The sequence below is a fragment of the Trinickia fusca genome, from assembly GCF_003628145.1.
Lineage (GTDB): Bacteria > Pseudomonadota > Gammaproteobacteria > Burkholderiales > Burkholderiaceae > Trinickia > Trinickia fusca.
In genome coordinates this window covers 15,554-34,471 of the sequence record NZ_RBZV01000023.1, presented here as the reverse complement: position 1 = coordinate 34,471, position 18,918 = coordinate 15,554, and the positions used below count along the sequence as shown (strand labels likewise).

20 protein-coding genes are annotated in these 18,918 nt (G+C 61.6%); 18 read left to right on the top strand and 2 right to left on the bottom strand.

Features of this window, described 5'->3' with window-relative positions; all coding sequences use genetic code 11:
• Positions 1-250 precede the first annotated feature (250 nt).
• On the top strand, positions 251-760 hold the full coding sequence (locus D7S89_RS26525) for a DUF1269 domain-containing protein (protein ID WP_121281855.1): 510 nt from the start codon (positions 251-253) through the stop codon (positions 758-760).
• A gap of 5 nt (positions 761-765) precedes the next feature.
• Here D7S89_RS26525 and D7S89_RS26520 read toward each other — a convergent pair whose 3' ends face one another.
• Positions 766-1,398, bottom strand: a complete 633-nt coding sequence (locus tag D7S89_RS26520) for a lytic transglycosylase domain-containing protein (protein ID WP_121281859.1) — start codon at positions 1,396-1,398, stop codon at positions 766-768.
• Positions 1,399-1,948: 550 nt separating this feature from the next.
• Here D7S89_RS26520 and D7S89_RS26515 point away from each other — a divergent pair.
• Positions 1,949-2,728, top strand: a complete 780-nt coding sequence (locus D7S89_RS26515) for a response regulator (RefSeq protein ID WP_245983339.1) — start codon at positions 1,949-1,951, stop codon at positions 2,726-2,728.
• A gap of 46 nt (positions 2,729-2,774) precedes the next feature.
• On the opposite strand, the gene D7S89_RS26510 is transcribed toward D7S89_RS26515, so the two are convergent.
• Positions 2,775-3,908, bottom strand: a complete 1,134-nt coding sequence (locus D7S89_RS26510) for a sensor histidine kinase (protein ID WP_121281854.1) — start codon at positions 3,906-3,908, stop codon at positions 2,775-2,777.
• A 285-nt stretch (positions 3,909-4,193) separates the two neighbouring features.
• Here D7S89_RS26510 and D7S89_RS26505 point away from each other — a divergent pair, with 285 nt between their 5' ends.
• The 16 genes from D7S89_RS26505 (at position 4,194) to D7S89_RS26430 (ending at position 18,355) form a co-directional block, all read left to right on the top strand.
• Positions 4,194-4,829 carry an SCO family protein gene (locus D7S89_RS26505; protein ID WP_121281853.1) on the top strand — a complete coding sequence of 212 codons (636 nt, stop codon included), beginning with the start codon at positions 4,194-4,196 and terminating at the stop codon, positions 4,827-4,829.
• A 55-nt stretch (positions 4,830-4,884) separates the two neighbouring features.
• The gene (locus D7S89_RS26500) at positions 4,885-5,541 is read left to right on the top strand and encodes a response regulator (RefSeq protein WP_121281852.1); all 657 of its coding nucleotides are present in this window, start codon (positions 4,885-4,887) and stop codon (positions 5,539-5,541) included.
• A 182-nt stretch (positions 5,542-5,723) separates the two neighbouring features.
• Entirely contained in the window at positions 5,724-6,185 is a 462-nt protein-coding gene (gene gspG, locus D7S89_RS26495) for a type II secretion system major pseudopilin GspG (protein ID WP_121281851.1), read from the top strand.
• Between the two features lie 52 nt (positions 6,186-6,237).
• A complete protein-coding gene (locus tag D7S89_RS26490; protein WP_121281850.1) occupies positions 6,238-7,440 on the top strand; it encodes a type II secretion system F family protein in 1,203 nt (400 codons plus the stop codon).
• 19 nt (positions 7,441-7,459) lie between these two features.
• Positions 7,460-9,184, top strand: coding sequence for a GspE/PulE family protein (locus D7S89_RS26485; protein WP_121281849.1), 1,725 nt, complete (start codon positions 7,460-7,462; stop codon positions 9,182-9,184).
• Complete coding sequence (locus tag D7S89_RS26480; RefSeq protein WP_183085356.1) at positions 9,165-10,067, top strand: hypothetical protein; 903 nt, start codon at positions 9,165-9,167, stop codon at positions 10,065-10,067. Before D7S89_RS26485 ends, D7S89_RS26480 begins: the two co-directional genes overlap by 20 nt.
• Positions 10,064-10,594 (top strand): hypothetical protein, encoded by a 531-nt coding sequence (locus D7S89_RS26475; RefSeq protein WP_121281847.1) that lies wholly within the window; start codon positions 10,064-10,066, stop codon positions 10,592-10,594. Before D7S89_RS26480 ends, D7S89_RS26475 begins: the two co-directional genes overlap by 4 nt.
• Positions 10,591-11,166 carry a hypothetical protein gene (locus D7S89_RS26470; RefSeq protein WP_121281846.1) on the top strand — a complete coding sequence of 192 codons (576 nt, stop codon included), beginning with the start codon at positions 10,591-10,593 and terminating at the stop codon, positions 11,164-11,166. Before D7S89_RS26475 ends, D7S89_RS26470 begins: the two co-directional genes overlap by 4 nt.
• Positions 11,163-11,795 (top strand): hypothetical protein, encoded by a 633-nt coding sequence (locus tag D7S89_RS26465; RefSeq protein WP_121281845.1) that lies wholly within the window; start codon positions 11,163-11,165, stop codon positions 11,793-11,795. The genes D7S89_RS26470 and D7S89_RS26465 overlap by 4 nt, the downstream gene beginning before the upstream one ends.
• Entirely contained in the window at positions 11,792-14,095 is a 2,304-nt protein-coding gene (locus D7S89_RS26460; RefSeq protein ID WP_121281844.1) for a type IV pilus secretin PilQ, read from the top strand. Before D7S89_RS26465 ends, D7S89_RS26460 begins: the two co-directional genes overlap by 4 nt.
• A 24-nt stretch (positions 14,096-14,119) precedes the next feature.
• Positions 14,120-14,647, top strand: a complete 528-nt coding sequence (locus D7S89_RS26455) for a type II secretion system protein (RefSeq protein WP_121281843.1) — start codon at positions 14,120-14,122, stop codon at positions 14,645-14,647.
• A 9-nt stretch (positions 14,648-14,656) separates the two neighbouring features.
• Positions 14,657-15,046 (top strand): type II secretion system protein, encoded by a 390-nt coding sequence (locus D7S89_RS26450; RefSeq protein ID WP_121281842.1) that lies wholly within the window; start codon positions 14,657-14,659, stop codon positions 15,044-15,046.
• Positions 15,043-15,678 (top strand): type II secretion system protein, encoded by a 636-nt coding sequence (locus tag D7S89_RS26445; protein ID WP_342766939.1) that lies wholly within the window; start codon positions 15,043-15,045, stop codon positions 15,676-15,678. Before D7S89_RS26450 ends, D7S89_RS26445 begins: the two co-directional genes overlap by 4 nt.
• Before the next feature lie 225 nt (positions 15,679-15,903).
• The gene (locus D7S89_RS26440; RefSeq protein WP_121281841.1) at positions 15,904-16,926 is read left to right on the top strand and encodes a PDDEXK nuclease domain-containing protein; all 1,023 of its coding nucleotides are present in this window, start codon (positions 15,904-15,906) and stop codon (positions 16,924-16,926) included.
• A gap of 118 nt (positions 16,927-17,044) precedes the next feature.
• A complete protein-coding gene (locus D7S89_RS26435; RefSeq protein ID WP_147426782.1) occupies positions 17,045-17,659 on the top strand; it encodes a hypothetical protein in 615 nt (204 codons plus the stop codon).
• A gap of 105 nt (positions 17,660-17,764) precedes the next feature.
• Positions 17,765-18,355: a hypothetical protein gene (locus D7S89_RS26430; protein WP_245983336.1), complete on the top strand. Its 591-nt coding sequence runs from the start codon at positions 17,765-17,767 to the stop codon at positions 18,353-18,355.
• Positions 18,356-18,918 lie beyond the last annotated feature (563 nt).

Sequence of the window (18,918 nt, the reverse complement as noted above, 5' to 3'; positions counted from 1 at the left end):
GCTGCGCGGCACCGTTGCAGCTTGGTGGGCGCTCACGGGCCTGCTCGTGACGACGTTTGCTTTCCTCGGCGTGAACATGTTCCTGTCGGGGCTGCATAGCTACGGCAGCCTGTGAGGATAACGAAAGGATATCTACGGGTCTCGACCCATGCATTTCGGCTAGCCGCCCTACTTCAAGCCTGCTTGCGCCCGGACAAGAATGCAATCACGGGGCTCGGTGCGAGCCCCATGCAAAGTTGGAGTAACCGACATGAGACGCATGTATTTTCTGTTGCCCTCCACACAGTGTGCGCGGGCGATCGTCGACGAACTGCTGTTGCAGCGAGTCGAGTGGCGGCATATGCATGTCATCGCCAACGAGAAGGTGTCAATCGTTGGCCTGCCGCAAGCCTCGCTCGCGCAACGCAGCGACCTGCTGCCGTCGCTGGCGCGAGGCACAGTAGCGGGCTGCGCGACCGGGATGTTGATGGCGCTGATTGCACTCGTTTTTCCGCCCGAGGACCTCACGATCGCTGGCGGTGCTGTGGTGACCATCACGCTTTCAGGCGCGGGATTCGGCGCATGGACGGCCTCGATGATCGGCGTCGGTGTGCCGAACACGCGATTGAAGCGCTTCGAAAAAGGGATCCATCGGGGCGAGCTTCTGATGATGATCGACGTTCCGAAGGACCGCGTGGAAGAGATCGAACAGATGATCAAGACTCATCACGCGGAAGCGCACATCGCTGGAACGGACCCGACCATTCCCGCGTTTCCGTGAAGTGCTCAACTGGACGCGAGAAGCTGCCTGTAACGCGCGAGCACGCGCGGAACGTACAGACGTGTTTCCGGCAGCGGCGGTATGTGATAGCCGGCGCGAATCACGGCATTCTCTCCGGCGCTGTAAGCGGCCAGCGTGAGCTCTACATCGCCCTTGAACAGATCGAGGAGGAATCGCAGATAGCGTGCGCCGGCCAACACGTTGTCTCGTGGATTGAGCATGTCGCCTTCCGAGAAGCGCCGGGCGGTATCCGGCATCAACTGCATCAGTCCCAGCGCACCTTTGTCCGACACGGCCTTCGGGTTGTATCCCGATTCGACGTCGATTACCGCACGAAGGAGTTCGGACTGAACGCGAAAGGAGCGACTGGCCTCATCGATCACATCGGCGAACAAGGAGCGCTGAGCGCTGCCGGCTGACTTGCGGGACGTGCGCTTCGCGCCAGGTTCGCCTGGCGGGTGGTCCGCAACGATGACCTTCAATCCGGGCTTGCCCGGCATGTTCGTGAGAACGATTGCCCCGTTGCTGTCGACGCCGCCAAATATCTGTGCGAGCGCAGTTCCCGGCAACACCGCGCCGAGCATCGCGAATGCGGCAACGATCGCGTTTCCCAACCTGGATGACGGGCGGCAATGCATCTTCGTGTTCTCCTGCACCTGAATTGTGGTGTAAGAAAAAACGGATCAGCAATGGGGCGCCTCCCTACACTTTGAGGCGTGAAATGGCTACCGCGTTGCCCAGTACAGAAACTTTACGTCCGTAACGGACGGTAATACGCTGAAATTAACGGTAATAAATCAACCATCAAGTGCCACGACCGAACTATTCTCACCTCGCTGCATCGTCACGAATTCATTTCCCTCTGGCGAGCAAAAGCGAGTGATTTTCACGCCATCGGTAGCGACACTAATCCTCGGTAACAATCAAAAGAATTCAAATTTGAAACATTTTTCGACATCCGGTGCGCTCCCGAAATATCCGGAAATGCGGAGACACGCGCCGTTGCTCGCTTGCAGAGAGGCGGCGTGAACCTTGCGAATGGCAGACGCACCGCAGTCGTTCGACGGAAACGTGAAGCAAACACTTAGGGATTAAAAAACAAAAGTGAAGGCTTTACGAACGGCAGGAATAGCGTCAAATCGTTGAGCCGATCGTCGCGACCGGGAGCGGTGGAGCTGGGGGAAAGACGTGAATATCAAATATCGCGTTGTAATCGCAGAGGACCACGATCTGCTGCGAAATGGACTACGTTCGATGCTGTGTGCGCAAGGCGACTACGACGTCGTCGGCGAAGCAAGAGACGGCAAGGAAGCCTGCCAGCAGGCGATGGCGCTCACCCCTGATCTGATCCTGATGGATCTGTCGATGCGGGGGATGAATGGCATCGATGCCAGCGCGACGATCAAACGGCGATCGCCGAGCGTGCGGATCATTGCGCTCACGGTGCATCAAAACGAGGAGTATGTGCGGGAAGCGCTGCGTGCCGGCGTCGACGGCTACGTGCTGAAGGACGTATCGTTCGACGAGCTGCTGGTCGCGATGCGCTCCGTCATGCAGGGAAAGAAACATCTGAGCGCAGACGTGTACGGGTACATGGTCGACTCGTTCGTCAGCGGCCGCGAAGCGCCCGCACCGAAGCATGCCTGGGACGTGCTGACGGCGCGCGAGCGCAGCGTGCTGAAGCTGATCGCGGAAGGACGCACCAACCGGCAGGTCGGGCAATACCTGAACCTGAGTCCGAAGACGATCGAGAAGTATCGCGCCAGCATGATGCACAAGCTCCATATCGCCAATCTGACGGAACTGGTTCTCGTCGCGATGAACATGGGCCTGCTGACCTCGCTCGCCGCCAAGTGTGCTGAGCCGAACGTGGACGATGAGCACTTGCCGAAACGCTCCAATCCGGCGCCCGGCTCCAGCCCGGGGGGCGAGCTGCCCGAATACAGGCTCGGCGATGCGGGACCTTGAGCGCGACGAGGACAGTGCGAGGGCCTGTTATTGGCGTGAACGGGCCCTAGAGCATCCAGGTCGCGCAGACGCGGGTACCCGTGGTGGCGGATGACTCGATCGAGAACGCGCCGCCATGCATCTCGACGCGGTGCTGCATGCCGATCAGGCCCAACCCGGTCGTATACGCATCTTCTGTGGCAAGCGGATGGCTCTCATAGCCGATGCCGTTGTCCTGAATCGTCAACCGCAAGCCGCCCGCATCACGCCGCAGGCTGAGGGAGATTTCCGTAGCCTCGGCATGCTTGACGGCGTTGTTCAGCGCCTCCTGAGCCACTCTGAACATGTCCGGCTTCAGATGCTCAGGCACGTCCTCATCCGCGACATCGCAGTCGAACACGACCGACATCGCTTCCGTGCCGTGCTCGATGCGCCGGCACAGCGAATCCAATGCCGCAGGCAACCCCAGCTTGTCCAACATGATCGGCCGCAGTTCGGCGCATATCTGCCGCACCTCGCCGATCGTTTCGCGAACTCTGAACACGGTCGCATCGAGCAGTTTCGCCGCATCGCCGACCTGCCCGCGGCGTATGCGCATCAGTGCGTCCTCCGTCATCAGCTTGACGAGGGTCAATGCCTGGCCGAGGCCATCGTGCAACTCCGCCGCAAGACGCTGGCGTTCCTGCTGCTGGCCCAGCATCAGATACGTCTGGCACAACCGCTCGCTTGCATCGACCAGTTCAGCCGGGTCGGCGAGCCTGGGCTCGACGATCAGCAGCTCTTCGAACAGCGTCAGCAAGACGATCGAATCCGTCTGCCTCCCGGCCAAGCGTTGTTGATGCAGCGCAAGCCGCATTGGACGGCCCGCCCGGCCGCTGAGCACCGCACCGAACGAATGAAACTCGCGAACCGCGCTCGCGGACAATTCGCCTGCCAGTGCGGCGCGAAAGTCGTCGGGCGCAAGGTCGACGAGGCGCTTGCCGACGAGCTCGGCGCTCGAATAGCCGAGCAGCGCTGCGGCGCTGCGGTTTGCCGACACGAAAGTCCCATCGGGCGTGAGAATCGCGAGCGCTGCTCCGTGCGGGTCGGTGACGACGCAGGCGTCGGGTTGGCTGGGTTGGGCCCCGCTACGAAGCTTGCGCATTGCTTCGATCAGATCGAGCAATCTTACCTGCGGTCCCCCTGGCTGGCTTTCATCCATTGGAGCATCCCGATGGGTCCACATAAGAAAATCGTAAGGCTTCCGGGATTGTAGGCCGCGATTCAGGCACGCCACAACGGGGGATTGATAGGGTCGCGGTGTGGGGACATCCCGGTTGCGCAGTGCGGGCTTTCCATCAAGCGGGCATACCCTACCGTCGTTTGGGGTCCCTCATCCAATGACGCGTGCCGGCAAATTCATGACACTGCAGTGGCGAGAGGGCGACAGCGCCGCGCGCCTTCGCATCGCGCAGCGAGACCTTTCTTCTCGTTTCTGGAGACCGGTATGAACAGAACTGCAAAATCGAGGATCGGCGCGTTCGTGCTGACGGGCGCCGCGCTCGCGGCAACGGCGGCATGGTGCGCACCTGCCGAGGACGCCGCGGCCGTTGCCGATCCTCACATGCATCATCACATGATGGCGGGCATGACGACGCGCACGACGGCCCAGTACACGCTGCCCTCGGTCGAACTCGTGCGCGATGACGGCAAGGCCGTCTCGCTGGTCGACGAGCTGAACGATGGCCGGCCAGTGATCCTGACGTTCATCTACACCACCTGCACGACCATCTGCCCGATGATCAGCCAGACGCTCGAGAAATTGCAAAGCGATCTGGGCAGCGACCGGGGCAAAGTCCACATCGTGTCGATCTCGATCGATCCGGAAGAGGACACGCCTGCCCGGCTCAAAGCCTATGCGGCCAGGTTCGAAGCAGGCCCCGAATGGCAGCACTATACCGGCACGGTCGAGGCGAGCATGGCGGCACAGCGCGCGTTCAACGTCTATCGGGGCGACAAGATGAACCACACGCCGGTTACGTTCCTGCGCGCCGCGCCCGGCAAGCCCTGGTTGCGCATCGACGGCTTCGCCACACCGTCGGAACTGCTCGCCGCCTATCACGACGTGGTCGCTTCTGACTAGGCCCTGGGCGCGCAGCGTCCAGCAAGGAGCGACGAAATTGGGAATAAAACATCGCGTGCTGATTGCCGAGGACCAGCATCTATTGCGCAGCGGCCTTTGCCGCATGGTTTCCGAACTGGACGACTACTGCATCGTCGGCGAGGCGAGCGGCGGGATCGAAGCGCATCGCCTCGCCGGGGAGACGCAGCCCGATCTGATCTTGATGGATCTGACGATGCCGGGTGGCAGCGGCTTCGAGGCGATCACCGCCATCAAGCGCGACGCCCCGCGCATACGGATCATCGTCCTGACCGTTCATTGGAGCGAAGACCATGTACGGGAGGCGTTTGCCGCCGGTGCCGACGGATACATGGTCAAGGACGCATCGTTCGACCAGCTGGTCCGGGAGATGCGTTTCGTGATGCAGGGCAAACGCATGGCCGGTGCCGATGCCAACCGGATCTGCGCAGACGCGCACGGATCACGGGAGGACATCGCGCGCAGGGCGAAGTTGTGGAACGCGTTGACTGGCCGCGAGCGTACCGTACTCAGGCTGGTCGTCGAGGGACACACCAACCGGCAGGTTGGCGAGTGCCTGAGTCTCAGCCCGAAAACCATAGAAAAGCACCGGGCGAACCTGATGCGCAAGCTCGGCATCCGGAATCTGAGCGGCCTCGTGCGTCTAGCGATCGACATGGGCGTGCTGACGTTGCCCGACGACGAGCATATGTGAAATCCCTCCAGACGGGGACGCTGCAACTGGAGGGTCTTTACCCATGTCTTTGGACGGCACTCCCTACTTCTTGGCCGTATCGACCTGAACAAGAATGCATTCAACAGCTTCAGCGATGCTGAAGCGGTGAGTCGATACGGGGGGAAGCCGTGCATAGCGAATCGACCTCTATCCAACGCGGCATGCAGGAGAGCGAGTCAGAGCCGTCATGGCATGACGTCGGCCTTGCTGCACGCGCGCGTGCGAGCCGCGGCTTCACGCTGCTCGAGCTGCTCGTCGTGATGGTCATCATCGGATTGCTGGCCGGTCTCGTCGCCCCCCGATATTTCGAACAAGTCGGCAAGTCGAACGTCAAGATCGCGCGTGCGCAAATCGTGTCGCTCGGCCAGGCGCTCGATCAATATCGACTGGATGTCGGCGTGTATCCGACGACCGAAGAGGGTCTGGAGGCGCTCGTGGCCAAGCCGCAGAATGCCACCCACTGGAGCGGCCCGTATCTGCAGAAGGCGGTGCCGGAGGATCCGTGGGATCGCCCGTATCAGTACCGCTCGCCGGGTGACCACGGGGACTACGACCTGTATTCGCTTGGCAAGAACGGGCGCGGCGACGGCTCGGGCGAGAACGTCACGATCTCGTCATGGTAGGGATGCATGGCGCGGCCGCGCCGGTGGTGGGTGCTCTGCAAGGAGAGTCGACGTGAAGTATGTGCTGCGTGTCTTCGATACGAATGGCTCGGTCCAGACGCTTCGCATCGACAGCGATTCGTCGACGACCGCCACGGCGCTCGCGCGCGCCCGCGGCCTGCGCGTCGTGTCGGTTCGCGCCGACGGCGGCCGGCAGCGGCATCGTGTGAACCGACTCGGGATACGCCGCGCCCGGTTCAACGTCGAACTCTTTGCCCGCGAGCTCGCCGCGCTGCTCGACGCGGGCGTGGGTGTCGTCGATGCATTGCGCACGCTTGGCGGCAATGAACACCGGGAGACGTCGGCGCAAGTGTATCGCGACCTCTTGCGCCAACTTGAAGAAGGACAATCGCTGTCCGCGGCGCTCGAGCACGCAAGCCATATATTCCCGCCGGTGCTGGTTGCGTGCGTGAAGGCGAGCGAGCAGACCGGCGGTCTCGCCGACAGCCTCACACGTTACTCGCGCAACAGCGCGACACTCCATGAGCTGCGTGCAAGGGTGGTGTCGGCGGCGATCTATCCGACGGTCCTGCTGCTCGTCGGCGCGGCCGTCGTCCTGTTCCTGCTCGGGTTCGTTGTACCGCGCTTCGCCAGCCTGCTGGAGCACAGCGGGCGCGAGCTGCCGCTGCTATCGCGCCTGCTGATGGCCTGGGGCGGCATGGTGCACGCGCACGGGTCCGAGCTGACCCTCGGCCTCGCGGTGCTGGCCGCGGCGACAGGCTTCGCGTTGCGCCGCTCGTTCGTGCGGAACTGGATCGCCGATCGCTTGCTGGCGCTGCCCGGTATCGGACGACACTTCCGTGTTTTTCGCCAGTCGCAGTTCTACCGCACGACGGCCATGCTCGTCGACGGCGGCATCCCCGCAGTGAAGGCTTTCGACCTTGCGCGAGGCCTGGTCGGACGCGCGGACCAGGTTGCGCTCGCCAGCGCGCTGCAGCAGGTGCGCAACGGCGCGAAGGTCTCGGATGCGTTTCAGGCAGCGGGGCTCGCCAACACCATCGCGTACCGTCTGTTGACGGTAGCGGAGAAGACGGGGGGGCTCGGCCCGGTGCTCGATCGGATTGCGGCCTTCCAGGAGGCGCAGGTGTCGCGCACGATCGATCTGATTTCGCGACTGATCGAGCCCGCGATGATGATCTTCATTGGCGTGGTGATAGGCGGCATCGTCGTGCTGATGTACATGCCGATCTTCGAAATCGCGTCGAGCATTCAGTAGAACGTATCGGGGGACGCGCGTGGATACCGTCATCACCCTACCGGAAGGCCTTCAAGCCGAAGCGCGCGCGGATCTGCGCGACGCGCTGAGAGCGCTCGGCGAGCGGCATGGTTCGGGAATCCGCGCCCTCGAGGAGCTGATGGCCCAGACCTCGCTCAGCGCGGACGAACTGCGCGTGCAACTGGCTGCGCAATTCCGGATGAAGTCGATCGGTATGCGCGAGCTGAATCAGCTCGAACCGGATTTCGAAGTGATTTCGTTCGTCGACGCGACGACGCGCCTCTGCGTGTGTTTCCACGATCCAAACGATGCCAATGGGCTGCTGTTCGTGATCGCCGATCCGCTCGATGCACGCACGCGCGGCTGGGTCGAGCATCGGATGCGCTCGCAGCCTAGCGTCCCGTATAGCTGGGCGCTCGCCAGCGCAGGAGACGTCAATGCATATCTGGCCGTGCGCGAAAAGGATGTTCGCGCGATGGACTCCCTCGCGTTCGACGACCCGATCCAGAACACGGTCGATCCGGCCTCGCTGGCGTTGACGCTGCAGGGCATCAGCAGCGACGACAGTCCTGTCGTCAGGCTGCTCAACTCGACGATCTACGACGCGCTCAAGATGATGGCGAGCGACATTCACCTCGAATGCCGTGCGAATGGGTTGATGATCAAGTGCCGCGTGGATGGCGTGCTCACCGTGGTCGGCCGTGCCGAGGGTCGCGATGTCGCGGACCAGGTGCTCTCGCGCGTGAAAGTGATCTCCGAGCTCGATATCGCAGAGCGGCGCGTGCCTCAGGATGGCCGTTTCAAGGCGCAGTACGCGGGGCGTGAAATCGACTTCCGCGTGTCGATCATGCCGAACCAGTTCGGCGAGGACGCGGTGCTGCGGATCCTCGACCGCTATCAGCTTTCGCAATCCGCAAGCGGTCTGACGCTCGAGGCCCTCGGCTTTCAGGAGGGCGACACGCGCTTCATGCGCGCGATCGCATCGATGCCGTACGGGATGTTGCTCGTCACGGGGCCGACCGGCAGCGGCAAGACGACGACGCTCTACGCGATTCTGACGGAAATCAACAACGGCCTCGAGAAGATCGTGACGATCGAGGATCCGGTCGAATACCAGCTGGGGGAGATCCTCCAGATCCCCGTCAACGAAGCGAAGGGACTCACGTTCGCACGCGGACTGCGCTCGATTCTCCGGCACGACCCGGACAAGATCATGGTCGGAGAAATCCGCGATCCGGAAACGGCGCAGATCGCCGTGCAGGCTGCGCTGACCGGGCACCAGGTGTTCACGACCGTCCACGCGAACAACGTGTTCGACGTGATCGGCCGCTTCACCAACATGGAGGTCGATCCGTACAGCTTCGTTTCCGCGCTCAATGGCGTGGTGGCACAGCGCCTGTTGCGGCAATGCTGCCCGGACTGCATGACCGAAGACACGATCGACAAGGAGACGCTCATCCGCTCGGGCATCGACCCGGACGCAGCAGGCAGCTACCGCTTTCGCCGCGGCGCCGGCTGTGCCGCATGCCGTGGCAGCGGGTATCGCGGACGGCGCGCGATCGCCGAGGCGCTGCGCATGAACGACGAGCTGCGGCAACTGCTGTCGGAGCGCGCGCCACTCGGGCACATCAAGGCTGCGGCGATGCGCTACGGCATGCAGACGCTGCGCGTCGCCGCGGTCGAGCTAGTAAAGCGCGGCGAAACGACACTCGAGGAGATCAACCGTGTCACGATGGTTGAATAGTTCGGTTGCGATCGGAGTCGGTACACGCGAGATCGTCGTCGGAGTAAGCGCGCCCGGACTATGGCGCACGCGCCAACACCAGCCGTCCGCGGAGCCGGCCCGCTTCACGATTCCCGATGACCACTACGGCACCGAGTCGGGTCTGCTCGACGCGCTGCGCACGGCGCTCGTCACCACACCCGGCGCCGATGCCGATGCCGATGCCGATGATGCAGATGAGAAAGCGCCCCGCGAGGCGAAGTCGTCGACGCGCAACGCAAACGTGGTGCTGGACGATTTCTGGGGCAATCACGCGATATTGCGCGGCGACTTTCGCACACTGCGAGCGCGCGAACTCGAAGAGATCGCACTGGCCCATTTCACCGATACCTATGGGATTGACGGCGAATCGCTGCTGGTGCGCTTCTGCGTGCAGCAGGGCGGCCGTGCGCTGTTTGCGAGCGCCATGTCCCGCGCGCTTCATGACGGCATTCATGAAGTGAGCGCCTCCGGGCATGTCCGGATTTCCAGCTTGAAACTGGGTCTTCCGGAAATGCTCAATCGCATCGATATCGTGGCGGGCGGCGACGCGCTACTGATGTTCGTCGCCGAGGAGTTGATGCAGGCCGTGATGATCGAGCGGCGCGGCTGGGCTGCTTATGATGCGCAGCGCCTCTTTCCCGGCGATGCGGACAACGCGTCGCGGCTTGCCGAACTGGCAGAGCAACTGTTCGAACGCTCGGCAACTCGAGCGGGCCTCAAGCGGGAAGACTGCACGATCTATCTGTTCGGGAACGACACCGACCCGGCGCCCTTCGAAGCACGTTTTGCGGCTGCAGTGCGTCCGCCACAACCGGCGACGGACAGCTCGCCCGCGCGTCGACTGATGGACTATGCGCAATGATCCAGATCCTCGAAATCGACTTCGGCAGGCGCCGTGTCCGCACCGAGACGAGCGGCTTGATCCTGCTGTGCGCCGGCGCTCTATTGCTGCTCGCATGCAGCACGTGGCTTTGGCATGCGTATGCCGAGAACGATCGCGTGCAGGCGGAACTCGATGCGGTCCGGCATCGGACGTTCGCGCAGAAACACGCGGCGAAGCCACCGCAGACACCGGTCGCCAAGCTGGCGGAAAAGCAAAGCCTGTCGATACTGCGCGAACTGACGGTGCCGTGGCAGGACCTCTTTTCGATCGTAGAAGATTATCCGGACCATGATGTCGCGCTGATCGGCATCGACCAGAACCCTGCACAGAGCCAGATTCGCATCACGGCCGAAGCGAAGAACGTCGACGCGATGATCGCTTACCTGAAATATCTGCAGCGAAGCGTGCTGCTGCGCGAAGCCGTGCTCAACGAGCACCTGGTCGAGACCAATGTGCCGGGCAAGCCGGTTCGTTTCCAGATCACCGCCGTCTGGAGAAAGTCATGAAAGCGGATCAACTGCGGGACAGGCTGTTGACACTGCGGTTCGAGTTACGGCGCTCGTTCGGCCTGCCCGGACTCCTCGGCGGCCTGATGATCGGCGCGGCTGCCCTCATCTGCGCCGAGATCTCCAGCGTGAATGCCGATACGAAGGAGATGCGGGATCCGGCCCAGGTCACACAGGCGGCGCAGGCGGCAAAGACGCATCATCCAGCCGACACGCGCAGTGTGGAGGTGGACGCGGTAGCGCTCGACACCTTGCCGGAACTGTTCCCGCGCTTTTCGCAAAGCGCGGACGATATCGCGTCGATATTCGAACAGGCGCACGGCAGCAATCTGACACTCGGGTCTGCCGAGTATCAAGTGAACACGGATGCGGGCGCGCGCTTCACGCGCTATCAGGTGATGTTGCCCGTCAAGGATCAGTACAGTGCGATCCGGCATTTTCTTGCGTCAGTGCTCAACAGCGTGCCGAATGCCGCGCTACGGGAAATCCATGTCGAGCGTCCCGCGGTGGACGGCAATATTCTCGACGCGCGGGTGCGCTTCGAACTGATTTACCGGAACACCCAGCCATGAAACCCGCTCTGCCCATGCGTGTGCTGATGGCGTTTTGCGGATTCGCGGCCGCCGGGGCAGTGTGTCGCATGCTGGTCGCGGCGCCACAAACGCCGGTGCACGTCGCCGTGCTCGACAGCCAGCATCGCAACGACGCGCACGCACGGCCAGTTGCCATGCACCCCATGCTCCTGTCACCTACGGGCGAGGCGGCCGCGAAGACTGCGGCGCCAGCCTCTGCGACGCATGGTGCGGCCGCCGTTAAGGCCACCACCGCGGCAGCAGCGACGCCCCACCAGAAGCTCGCCTCGTTGCGCGCGCCGCTTTCCGTCGAATCGGCCCACGATCCATTCACGGCTTCTTCATGGCTTCCGCCGCCGCCTCCTGTCGAAGTGCCGGCCGCACCCGTGCGGCCCGCTCCCCCCACTGCGCCTCCCGTGCCTTTTACCTACGTGGGGGAACTCGACGCAAAGGCGGCCAAGCCGCAGGTTTTTCTCAGCAACGGTGAACAGTTGCTGATCGTGTCGCCTGGCGATGTGATCGATAGCCAGTATCTCGTCGAGTCGGTGTCGGAGTCGGACGTGGTGCTGACCTATCTGCCGCTGCACGAAAGACAGGTGGTATCCATTCCACGAGAGGACAGTAAATGAAAACCTCACGTACACGAGGGGTGAGCCGCGACGGGGACAGCGGCCCATCAACACGCCTCACGCCAATCATCCTGTTCCATGTCCCGTGCTCAGGCACGACGCAGGTCGCGAGAAGGCGTGCGATTGCGCTTGCGATCGCCGTGTCGGTGTTCGCCTTCGGCGGCTGCATGCACGTCCCGAACATTCATGACGATCCGACCAACGCGCAGGTGAAAGTCGACTATCTGAACCAGCGCAACAGTAAAGTCAACGCGCTGCTCGACCAGGCCGATCTATTCCGCCAGGACTACCAGTTCGACGAAGCGATCCAAAGACTCCATATGGCGAACGAGATCGACCCGACCAATGAGCGTATACGCAAGATCGGCGCGATGATCGATCAGGACCGCAAGAATCTGGCCGTCCTGCAGGAGGCCGACCGCATGATGAAGCGCGGCTCTTATGAACAGGCGGCTGATCACGTGCATCGCGTGCTGGTGGAGAGCCCGACCAACACCCTCGCGCTGCAGATGCAAAAGGAACTCGACGGCAAGCTCAGGCAGCAACGTTCGGATCGGGATGACCAGCTTGCTGCTTCGTCGATCATGCAGAAGCCGGTGACACTACAGTTTCGCGACGCGAACGTGCGCATGGTGTTCGAAGCGTTGTCGCGCACCACGGGGTTGAACGTGATCTTCGACCGCGACGTCCGCGCCGATCTGAAGACGACGATCTTCGTGACGAACGCGTCGGTGAAGGACACGGTCGACATGATCCTGATGCAGAATCAGCTCGACAAGAAGCAGCTCAACGCGACTACGCTTTTTATCTACCCCGCAACCCCTGCCAAGCAGCTCGAATATCAGGAACTCAAGGTACGCACGTTTCAGTTGTCGAACGTCGACGCCAAGCAAATCCAGCAGTTGCTGAAGAGCATTCTGAAGATCAAGGAGGTCGTGATCGACGAGCGTGCGAATACCGTGACCATTCGCGGCACGCCGGACACGATCAAGGTTGCCGAGGAGATGATCGCCGCGCAGGATCTGCCGGATCCCGAGGTGATGATGGAAGTCGAGGTGCTGGAAGTGTCGCACGAGCGCCTCTCCGATCTTGGCATCGAATGGCCGAACTCGTTCACGGCGTCGACCCCGAGTACTGCGAATACATGGGGCTTGCTGCATCATCTTCCGGTGAATTCGCTGAATGTCAGCAGCCTCTCGGCCACGGCGAACTTCAAGCTCACCGATACCGATGCGAATCTGCTTGCGAGTCCGCGCATCAGGACGCGCAACCGGGAGAAGGCGCGGATCATGATCGGCGACAAGGTGCCGGTGATTTCGAGTTCCAGCACGCCGAGCACGAGCGGCCCCTCTTATACGCAGATGATTCAGTACCTCGATGTCGGCATCAAGCTCGAAGTGGAGCCACGGGTCTATCGCGACGGCGACGTCGGCATCCAGCTGAATCTCGAAGTCAGCAACATAACGAATACGATCTCGAGCAACAATCCACAGGGCTTGAATTCGCTCGCCTATCAGATCGGAACACGCAGCGCATCGACGAGTCTGCGCCTACGGGATGGTGAAACCCAGATTCTCGGCGGCCTCATCTCGGACGAGGACCGCAGAACTGCCGACAAGGTGCCTGGCCTCGGGCAGTTGCCAGTACTGGGGAGGCTGTTCTCCGACCACCACGGTGATCACGCCAAGACCGAGATCGTGTTGCAGATCACGCCGCACATCATCCGGCCGCAGCTTGCAGCCGATGCGGACACGCAGGAGGTGTGGTCTGGCACCGATGTCAATGTGCAGGCCAACCAGCTCCGGCTGGATCCCGTCATGGCGAGCACGGAAACGTCCGTGGTGCCTGCGGCGAGACAGATGCCCGGGATGGTCGGCGGCGGCACGGTAGGCGCCGCCGCGGGTGGCACGTCCGCGGCAGCGGGTGCCGCGGTGATTCCTGCACTGCCCTCCCCGTCGAACGGCGCGTTCGGGCAGATGGCGCCGGCGCCGCGCACGACGCCGCCGCCCGAACCGTACGGTGGACGCTTCTCGAGATCGCCCGCGTCGCAACCTGTTCCCGCAGGACAGTCTGGCCAGAGCGCCGCGCCGACACCGACCGCACCGGCCACATCGTCCACACCTTCGGCAGCGGAGCAGACGGGCGGCGAAGCAGAGCCCGGCGCTGCGGCCACTGCGACACCGACGCCTGCACCCTCGGCGCCGCCCGCCGCACCGACAGCGCCGCCGGCATCGCTGCAGATGCCGCCAGGCACCATGCCGAGCGATAACCCGCTTCGCCCGATCCAGAACGGGTATTGAGCCGTGGCTACCGGAAAGCGCGCGATGCGCTTGCGCGGCACAGGCCAGCTCGATCAGCATGGATTTACGTTGATCGAGCTAGTGATCACGCTCGCGCTCGTGGGCATTCTCGCGCTCGCGATCATGCCGTTTTCGGAAATGATCGTGCAGCGTCAGAAGGAGCAGCAGCTGAGCGACGCGTTGCGCGAGATCCGTACCGCGCTCGACGCCTACAAGGAGGCGAGCGATACCGGTTTCATCGACAAGGAAGCGGATGCGTCCGGCTATCCGCCGACGCTGACCGTGCTCGTGACGGGCGTCAAGAACGCCAAGGATCCGAAAGGCGGCCTGCTGATGTTCCTGCGTCACGTGCCGCGCGATCCATTCTTTAGCGGCGACCCGGACACGCTTGCCGAGGATACGTGGAGCGTGCGGGCCTATGGAGAGCCGCCGGATGGCGCGGCGGGCGGCGACCCGACCATCAGGAGCGAACAGGTTGACAAGGATGTGTTTGACGTGTCGTCGAAGTCCGATCGCGTCGGCATCAACGGTATCCCGTACAAACAATGGTGACGGCGCATCATGAAACCCGCTCACACGCACAAGACCCGCGGCTTCACGCTGATCGAACTCGTGGTCGTGATGGCCATCATCGGCCTGCTTCTGACGATAGCGGCGCCGCGGTATATGCACAGCATCGAACGCGGGAAGGCGCAGGTCCGACAGCAGAACGTCGCGGTGATGCGTAATGCGATCGACCAGTACTACGGGGACAACGGCCAGTATCCCGAGACGCTCGACGAACTGGTGGCGAAGCACTACCTGCGCGCCGTTCCCGTCGATCCGGTCAATGGCGATGACAAATGGGCTGTGATCGCTTCGCCGGACGAAGCCAAGCCGGGCGTCTACGATGTGGCGCCGGCGAGCAGTCCGCAGGGTGCAACACCGCGCGCGGACGGGGCCGCCAAATGAGCGTCGCCGCCTGCTCTTCGCGCAGCGCCGGGCCTGCGAAGGTGGGTGCGAGGCAGCGCTTGGCGCCGCGTGCTGCGCGTCAGGGCGGACTGGTGCTGCTGGCGCTTTTGATTGCGCTGATGCTGATGTCGATCGCCTTGGCCGGCGCGCTCGACGTGTGGTCGCTGCAACGGCACCGCGAGCAGGAGAAGGAGCTGCTGTTCGCTGGCAACCAGTACCGGCTGGCGATTCTGCGGTATTACCGCGTCGGCCGGGCTTACCCTGCATCTGTCGATGACCTGCTCGACGACACACGCTTTCCCGTACCTATGCATCACCTCCGTCGTGCCTATCCTGATCCGATCACCGGCAAGAACGATTGGGTGTTCATGATGTGGGGCGATCGTTTCTACGGTGTCTTCAGCCGATCAGAAGCGGCCACTATCAAGCGCGCGGGATTTCCGCGGCAATACCAGGACTTTGAGGGCGAAGAGACCTATGCGGGGTGGAAGTTCGTTTATCTGGCCCCGGGCCTGAGAAACACGCCGCCCAATGCCGTCCCCGCCGCGCCGGGGAAAACGGGTGGCGCTCCCGCCCTGTCCGGCTTTGACGGGGGGTATCTGCCGGGGCAGCGGCCGTCGAGCTCACGGTGAAGCATGACGGGTGTGCCTGCCTGTTTTGTCTAGACTTGTTCGGACCAGCGTCGAGCTGGCCGGGTTACACATCGTACTCCCTCCGCATTTTGACTTCTCGTCTACCCACCTTCGTACCCGCAGTTGCAAGGACATCGCACCGAATATTGCCCCGGTGTTGCCTCCACGGGATAATCGGCCCTGGACCGCGCGCGCTGTGGCGCGCGAACTTCACTACGGAGCCGCATGACCGAAGTCGCTATCTCGCCCGATTACGCCGCCTGGCTTGCGGAACTCAAAACGCGAGTAGAGGCTGCCCGCCAGCGCGCCGCGCTGGCGGTGAACCATGAGTTAGTTTCGCTCTACTGGCAAATCGGCCAGGACATCCTGCAGCGACAGCACAAAGGAGGTTGGGGAGCCAAAGTGATCGACCGGCTCTCGCGCGATCTGCGCGCGGCATTTCCGGATATGCGTGGCTTTTCGCCGCGGAGCCTCAAATACATGCGTGCGCTTGCCGAGGCGTGGCCAGATGGCGAATTTGTGCAACAGGCCGTTGCACAATTGCCGTGGTCGCATGTGTGCTCGTTGCTCGACAAACTGAAAGCTAACAACGAGCGCGAATGGTACGCCATCAAATCGCTCGAGCACGGTTGGTCGCGCAACGTACTCGTCATGCAGATCGAGACGCGCGCGTACGAGCGACAAGGTCGCGCTGTGACGAATTTTTCGGACCGGTTGCCGTCGCAGCAATCAGATCTGGCCCGCGATACGCTGAAGGACCCGTACATTTTCGATTTCCTTGGCTTGACCGAGGACGCCCAAGAACGCGACATTGAGCGTGCGCTAACCCAGCACGTCACTCGCTTCCTACTTGAGCTTGGAGCGGGCTTCGCATTTGTTGGTCGTCAATATCGGCTCGAGGTCGGAGGCGACGAGTTCTTCATCGATCTGCTGTTCTATCATCTCAAGCTACGCTGCTACGTGGTGGTGGAGCTCAAGGCCACGCCATTTAAGCCTGAGTATGCGGGGCAATTGAACTTCTACCTTTCTGCGGTCGATGCGCAACTGAAAACGTCCCATGATCAGCCGACCATCGGTCTGCTGCTTTGCAAGGAGCGAAATCGGCTGGTTGCAGAATACGCGCTGCGCGGCATGGCAAAGCCGATGGGCGTGGCCGAATATCAATTGCTGCGCGAGGTGCCCCAGCAACTCGCTACCGACCTGCCGTCGATTGAACAAATCGAAGCAGAGTTGCGCGACGACGAATGATTGCGAGCGACCGAGACTGCCGGGAGGCAGTAACTTCCAATCATTGGATACAAAGCCAAGCCGGGGCAGGCGGCGCCGTTGGTCGGTAGACGGCCAGGCCGGGACATTCGACAGGGCAGTGCAAATCGTCAACAATCCCCAGAAACTAGCGGATTCTGGCGATAATCGCCCCTTTGATCACTACCTTGAAATGAACGAGCTGACTGTTGGTCTCAATGCGTGGATTATTCAAGATGGAAACTATGATGACTTCAAGCGCGGCGAGTCGCACAAGCTTGCGCTTGAGTTCGGTGGTTCAGCATTGACTCCGTCCTACGAGCGCGCAGTGCGGTGCAAACACAATGACACCTCCCGGTACGACGTCGTGGCGCAAGTAGTATTTTCGACCCCTGAAGTGTGGGTCATAGACTTCGGCGTCAAGGTCTTTAGCGAAAGCAGGCCGCCTAGATTTGCAAAAATCGGACAATGGGTGGAGGGTGAAATATGGCTTGGCGTCGACCCGTTCTTTTATAAGGAGCGTCTGCATCGAATGCCACGAATGCCGAACCTTTTCGTCGAATGGGTAGTCGCGCGAATACAGTTGGAAGCCACACCTTGGATCGAAGAAATTTCTGGAATCAGAAGATTACTCAAGCGTGACAGTGAGCGCGAGGAGTGGATTGATCGAGCAGAGACCGATGCGTGGGCAGACGACGGAGGTCTAGCAGAGTATCTCCTGTCACTGTCGAGATAGATGATTCTTGAAGGTGGCAGATGTGTGGTGCGGAACGCTCGACTGCCATTGCGTAAGGACAGGAACGGTGCAGACGTTCGACGTCGCCACCGGAGTTGCCGACAATTGTCCGGAGACGGCAACCTGCTAATCAGCAAGCGAGGACCGACAGTGCATACGGAGATAGACACTCAATATGGCTCGCTCAGAGTTGTAAATGAGCCGATGTACTCATTCGAGTCACAAGATAATGTGCGTTCATACCCGCTTGAAGTACGTCTTGCGAACGACTCGTTGACTTCTATCCATGGTGTCGAGCTAAACGGCCAAGGCATTATGGTCGTTGGTGCGGGTGGAGGATGCTCTGCAGTGCATGAGCGTTCGGCGTTGGTGATTGGCGACAGGCTTTACTTGGCTGTCGGTGATCATGTGGCATGCCTGTCGTTGGAGTTGCCCTATGGGCAAATCTGGTCAACTCGGGTCGACACCGCGACGTGCTTTGGCGTCTACTGGGACAAGAAGCGGGAAGCGCTCATCTCTCACGGGGAACTGGAGATTGCACGCTTGTCACTACATGGCGGTCTAATTTGGCACGCGTCCGGAGCCGACATATTTTCCGAAGGCTTTCGCTTGCTACCCGACTATATCGAGGCAGTGGATTTCAATCAGGCCATTTATCGGTTTGACTACGCGACTGGCGAAGCTGTTCTTCGCTAGCGTATGAACGGATTGGAGCGTCCGCTTCAGAGAGGCATGAAGGTCGCTTTTGGGTCGAGATAAGCCGTTGTCGCGTCGCGAATCGCGAGGGCAAACAGCACGATGAGCACTGTCAAAGCGGCACCTCTGTTCCTTACAGTGCCGTAGCCCCCCTATCGGGACCGCTTAGAGGTGTTCAGTCCCAACGCGCCAAGCCGGTTCTGAGGCTCCCGCGCCACATGACAAATAATCCACGCCGGAAAACCGAACGGCGGCGGCACCTCATCAACACCCTCTCTGTCTTTCTCGCAATCACCTAACTTGTAGGCGTTGCAACGCGCCGCGTCGATCTGGCCCCATGACGGACTTTATTCTCGTGAGACGGACTTTATTCCCTCGGATCAATATGATCCGAGAGAATAAAGTCCGTCTAAGGGTCTGATCGTAAGTCGTTGAATCGAAAGGATCTCGGCTTAGGGCCGTGCTCAAGCGCAAAGTCCGTCATGACGCGCGGAAACCGCGGTTCGGCGATCCTACCGCGGAATAAAGTCCGTCTTGCGGCATTTGCGACGCCAAGAACGGAG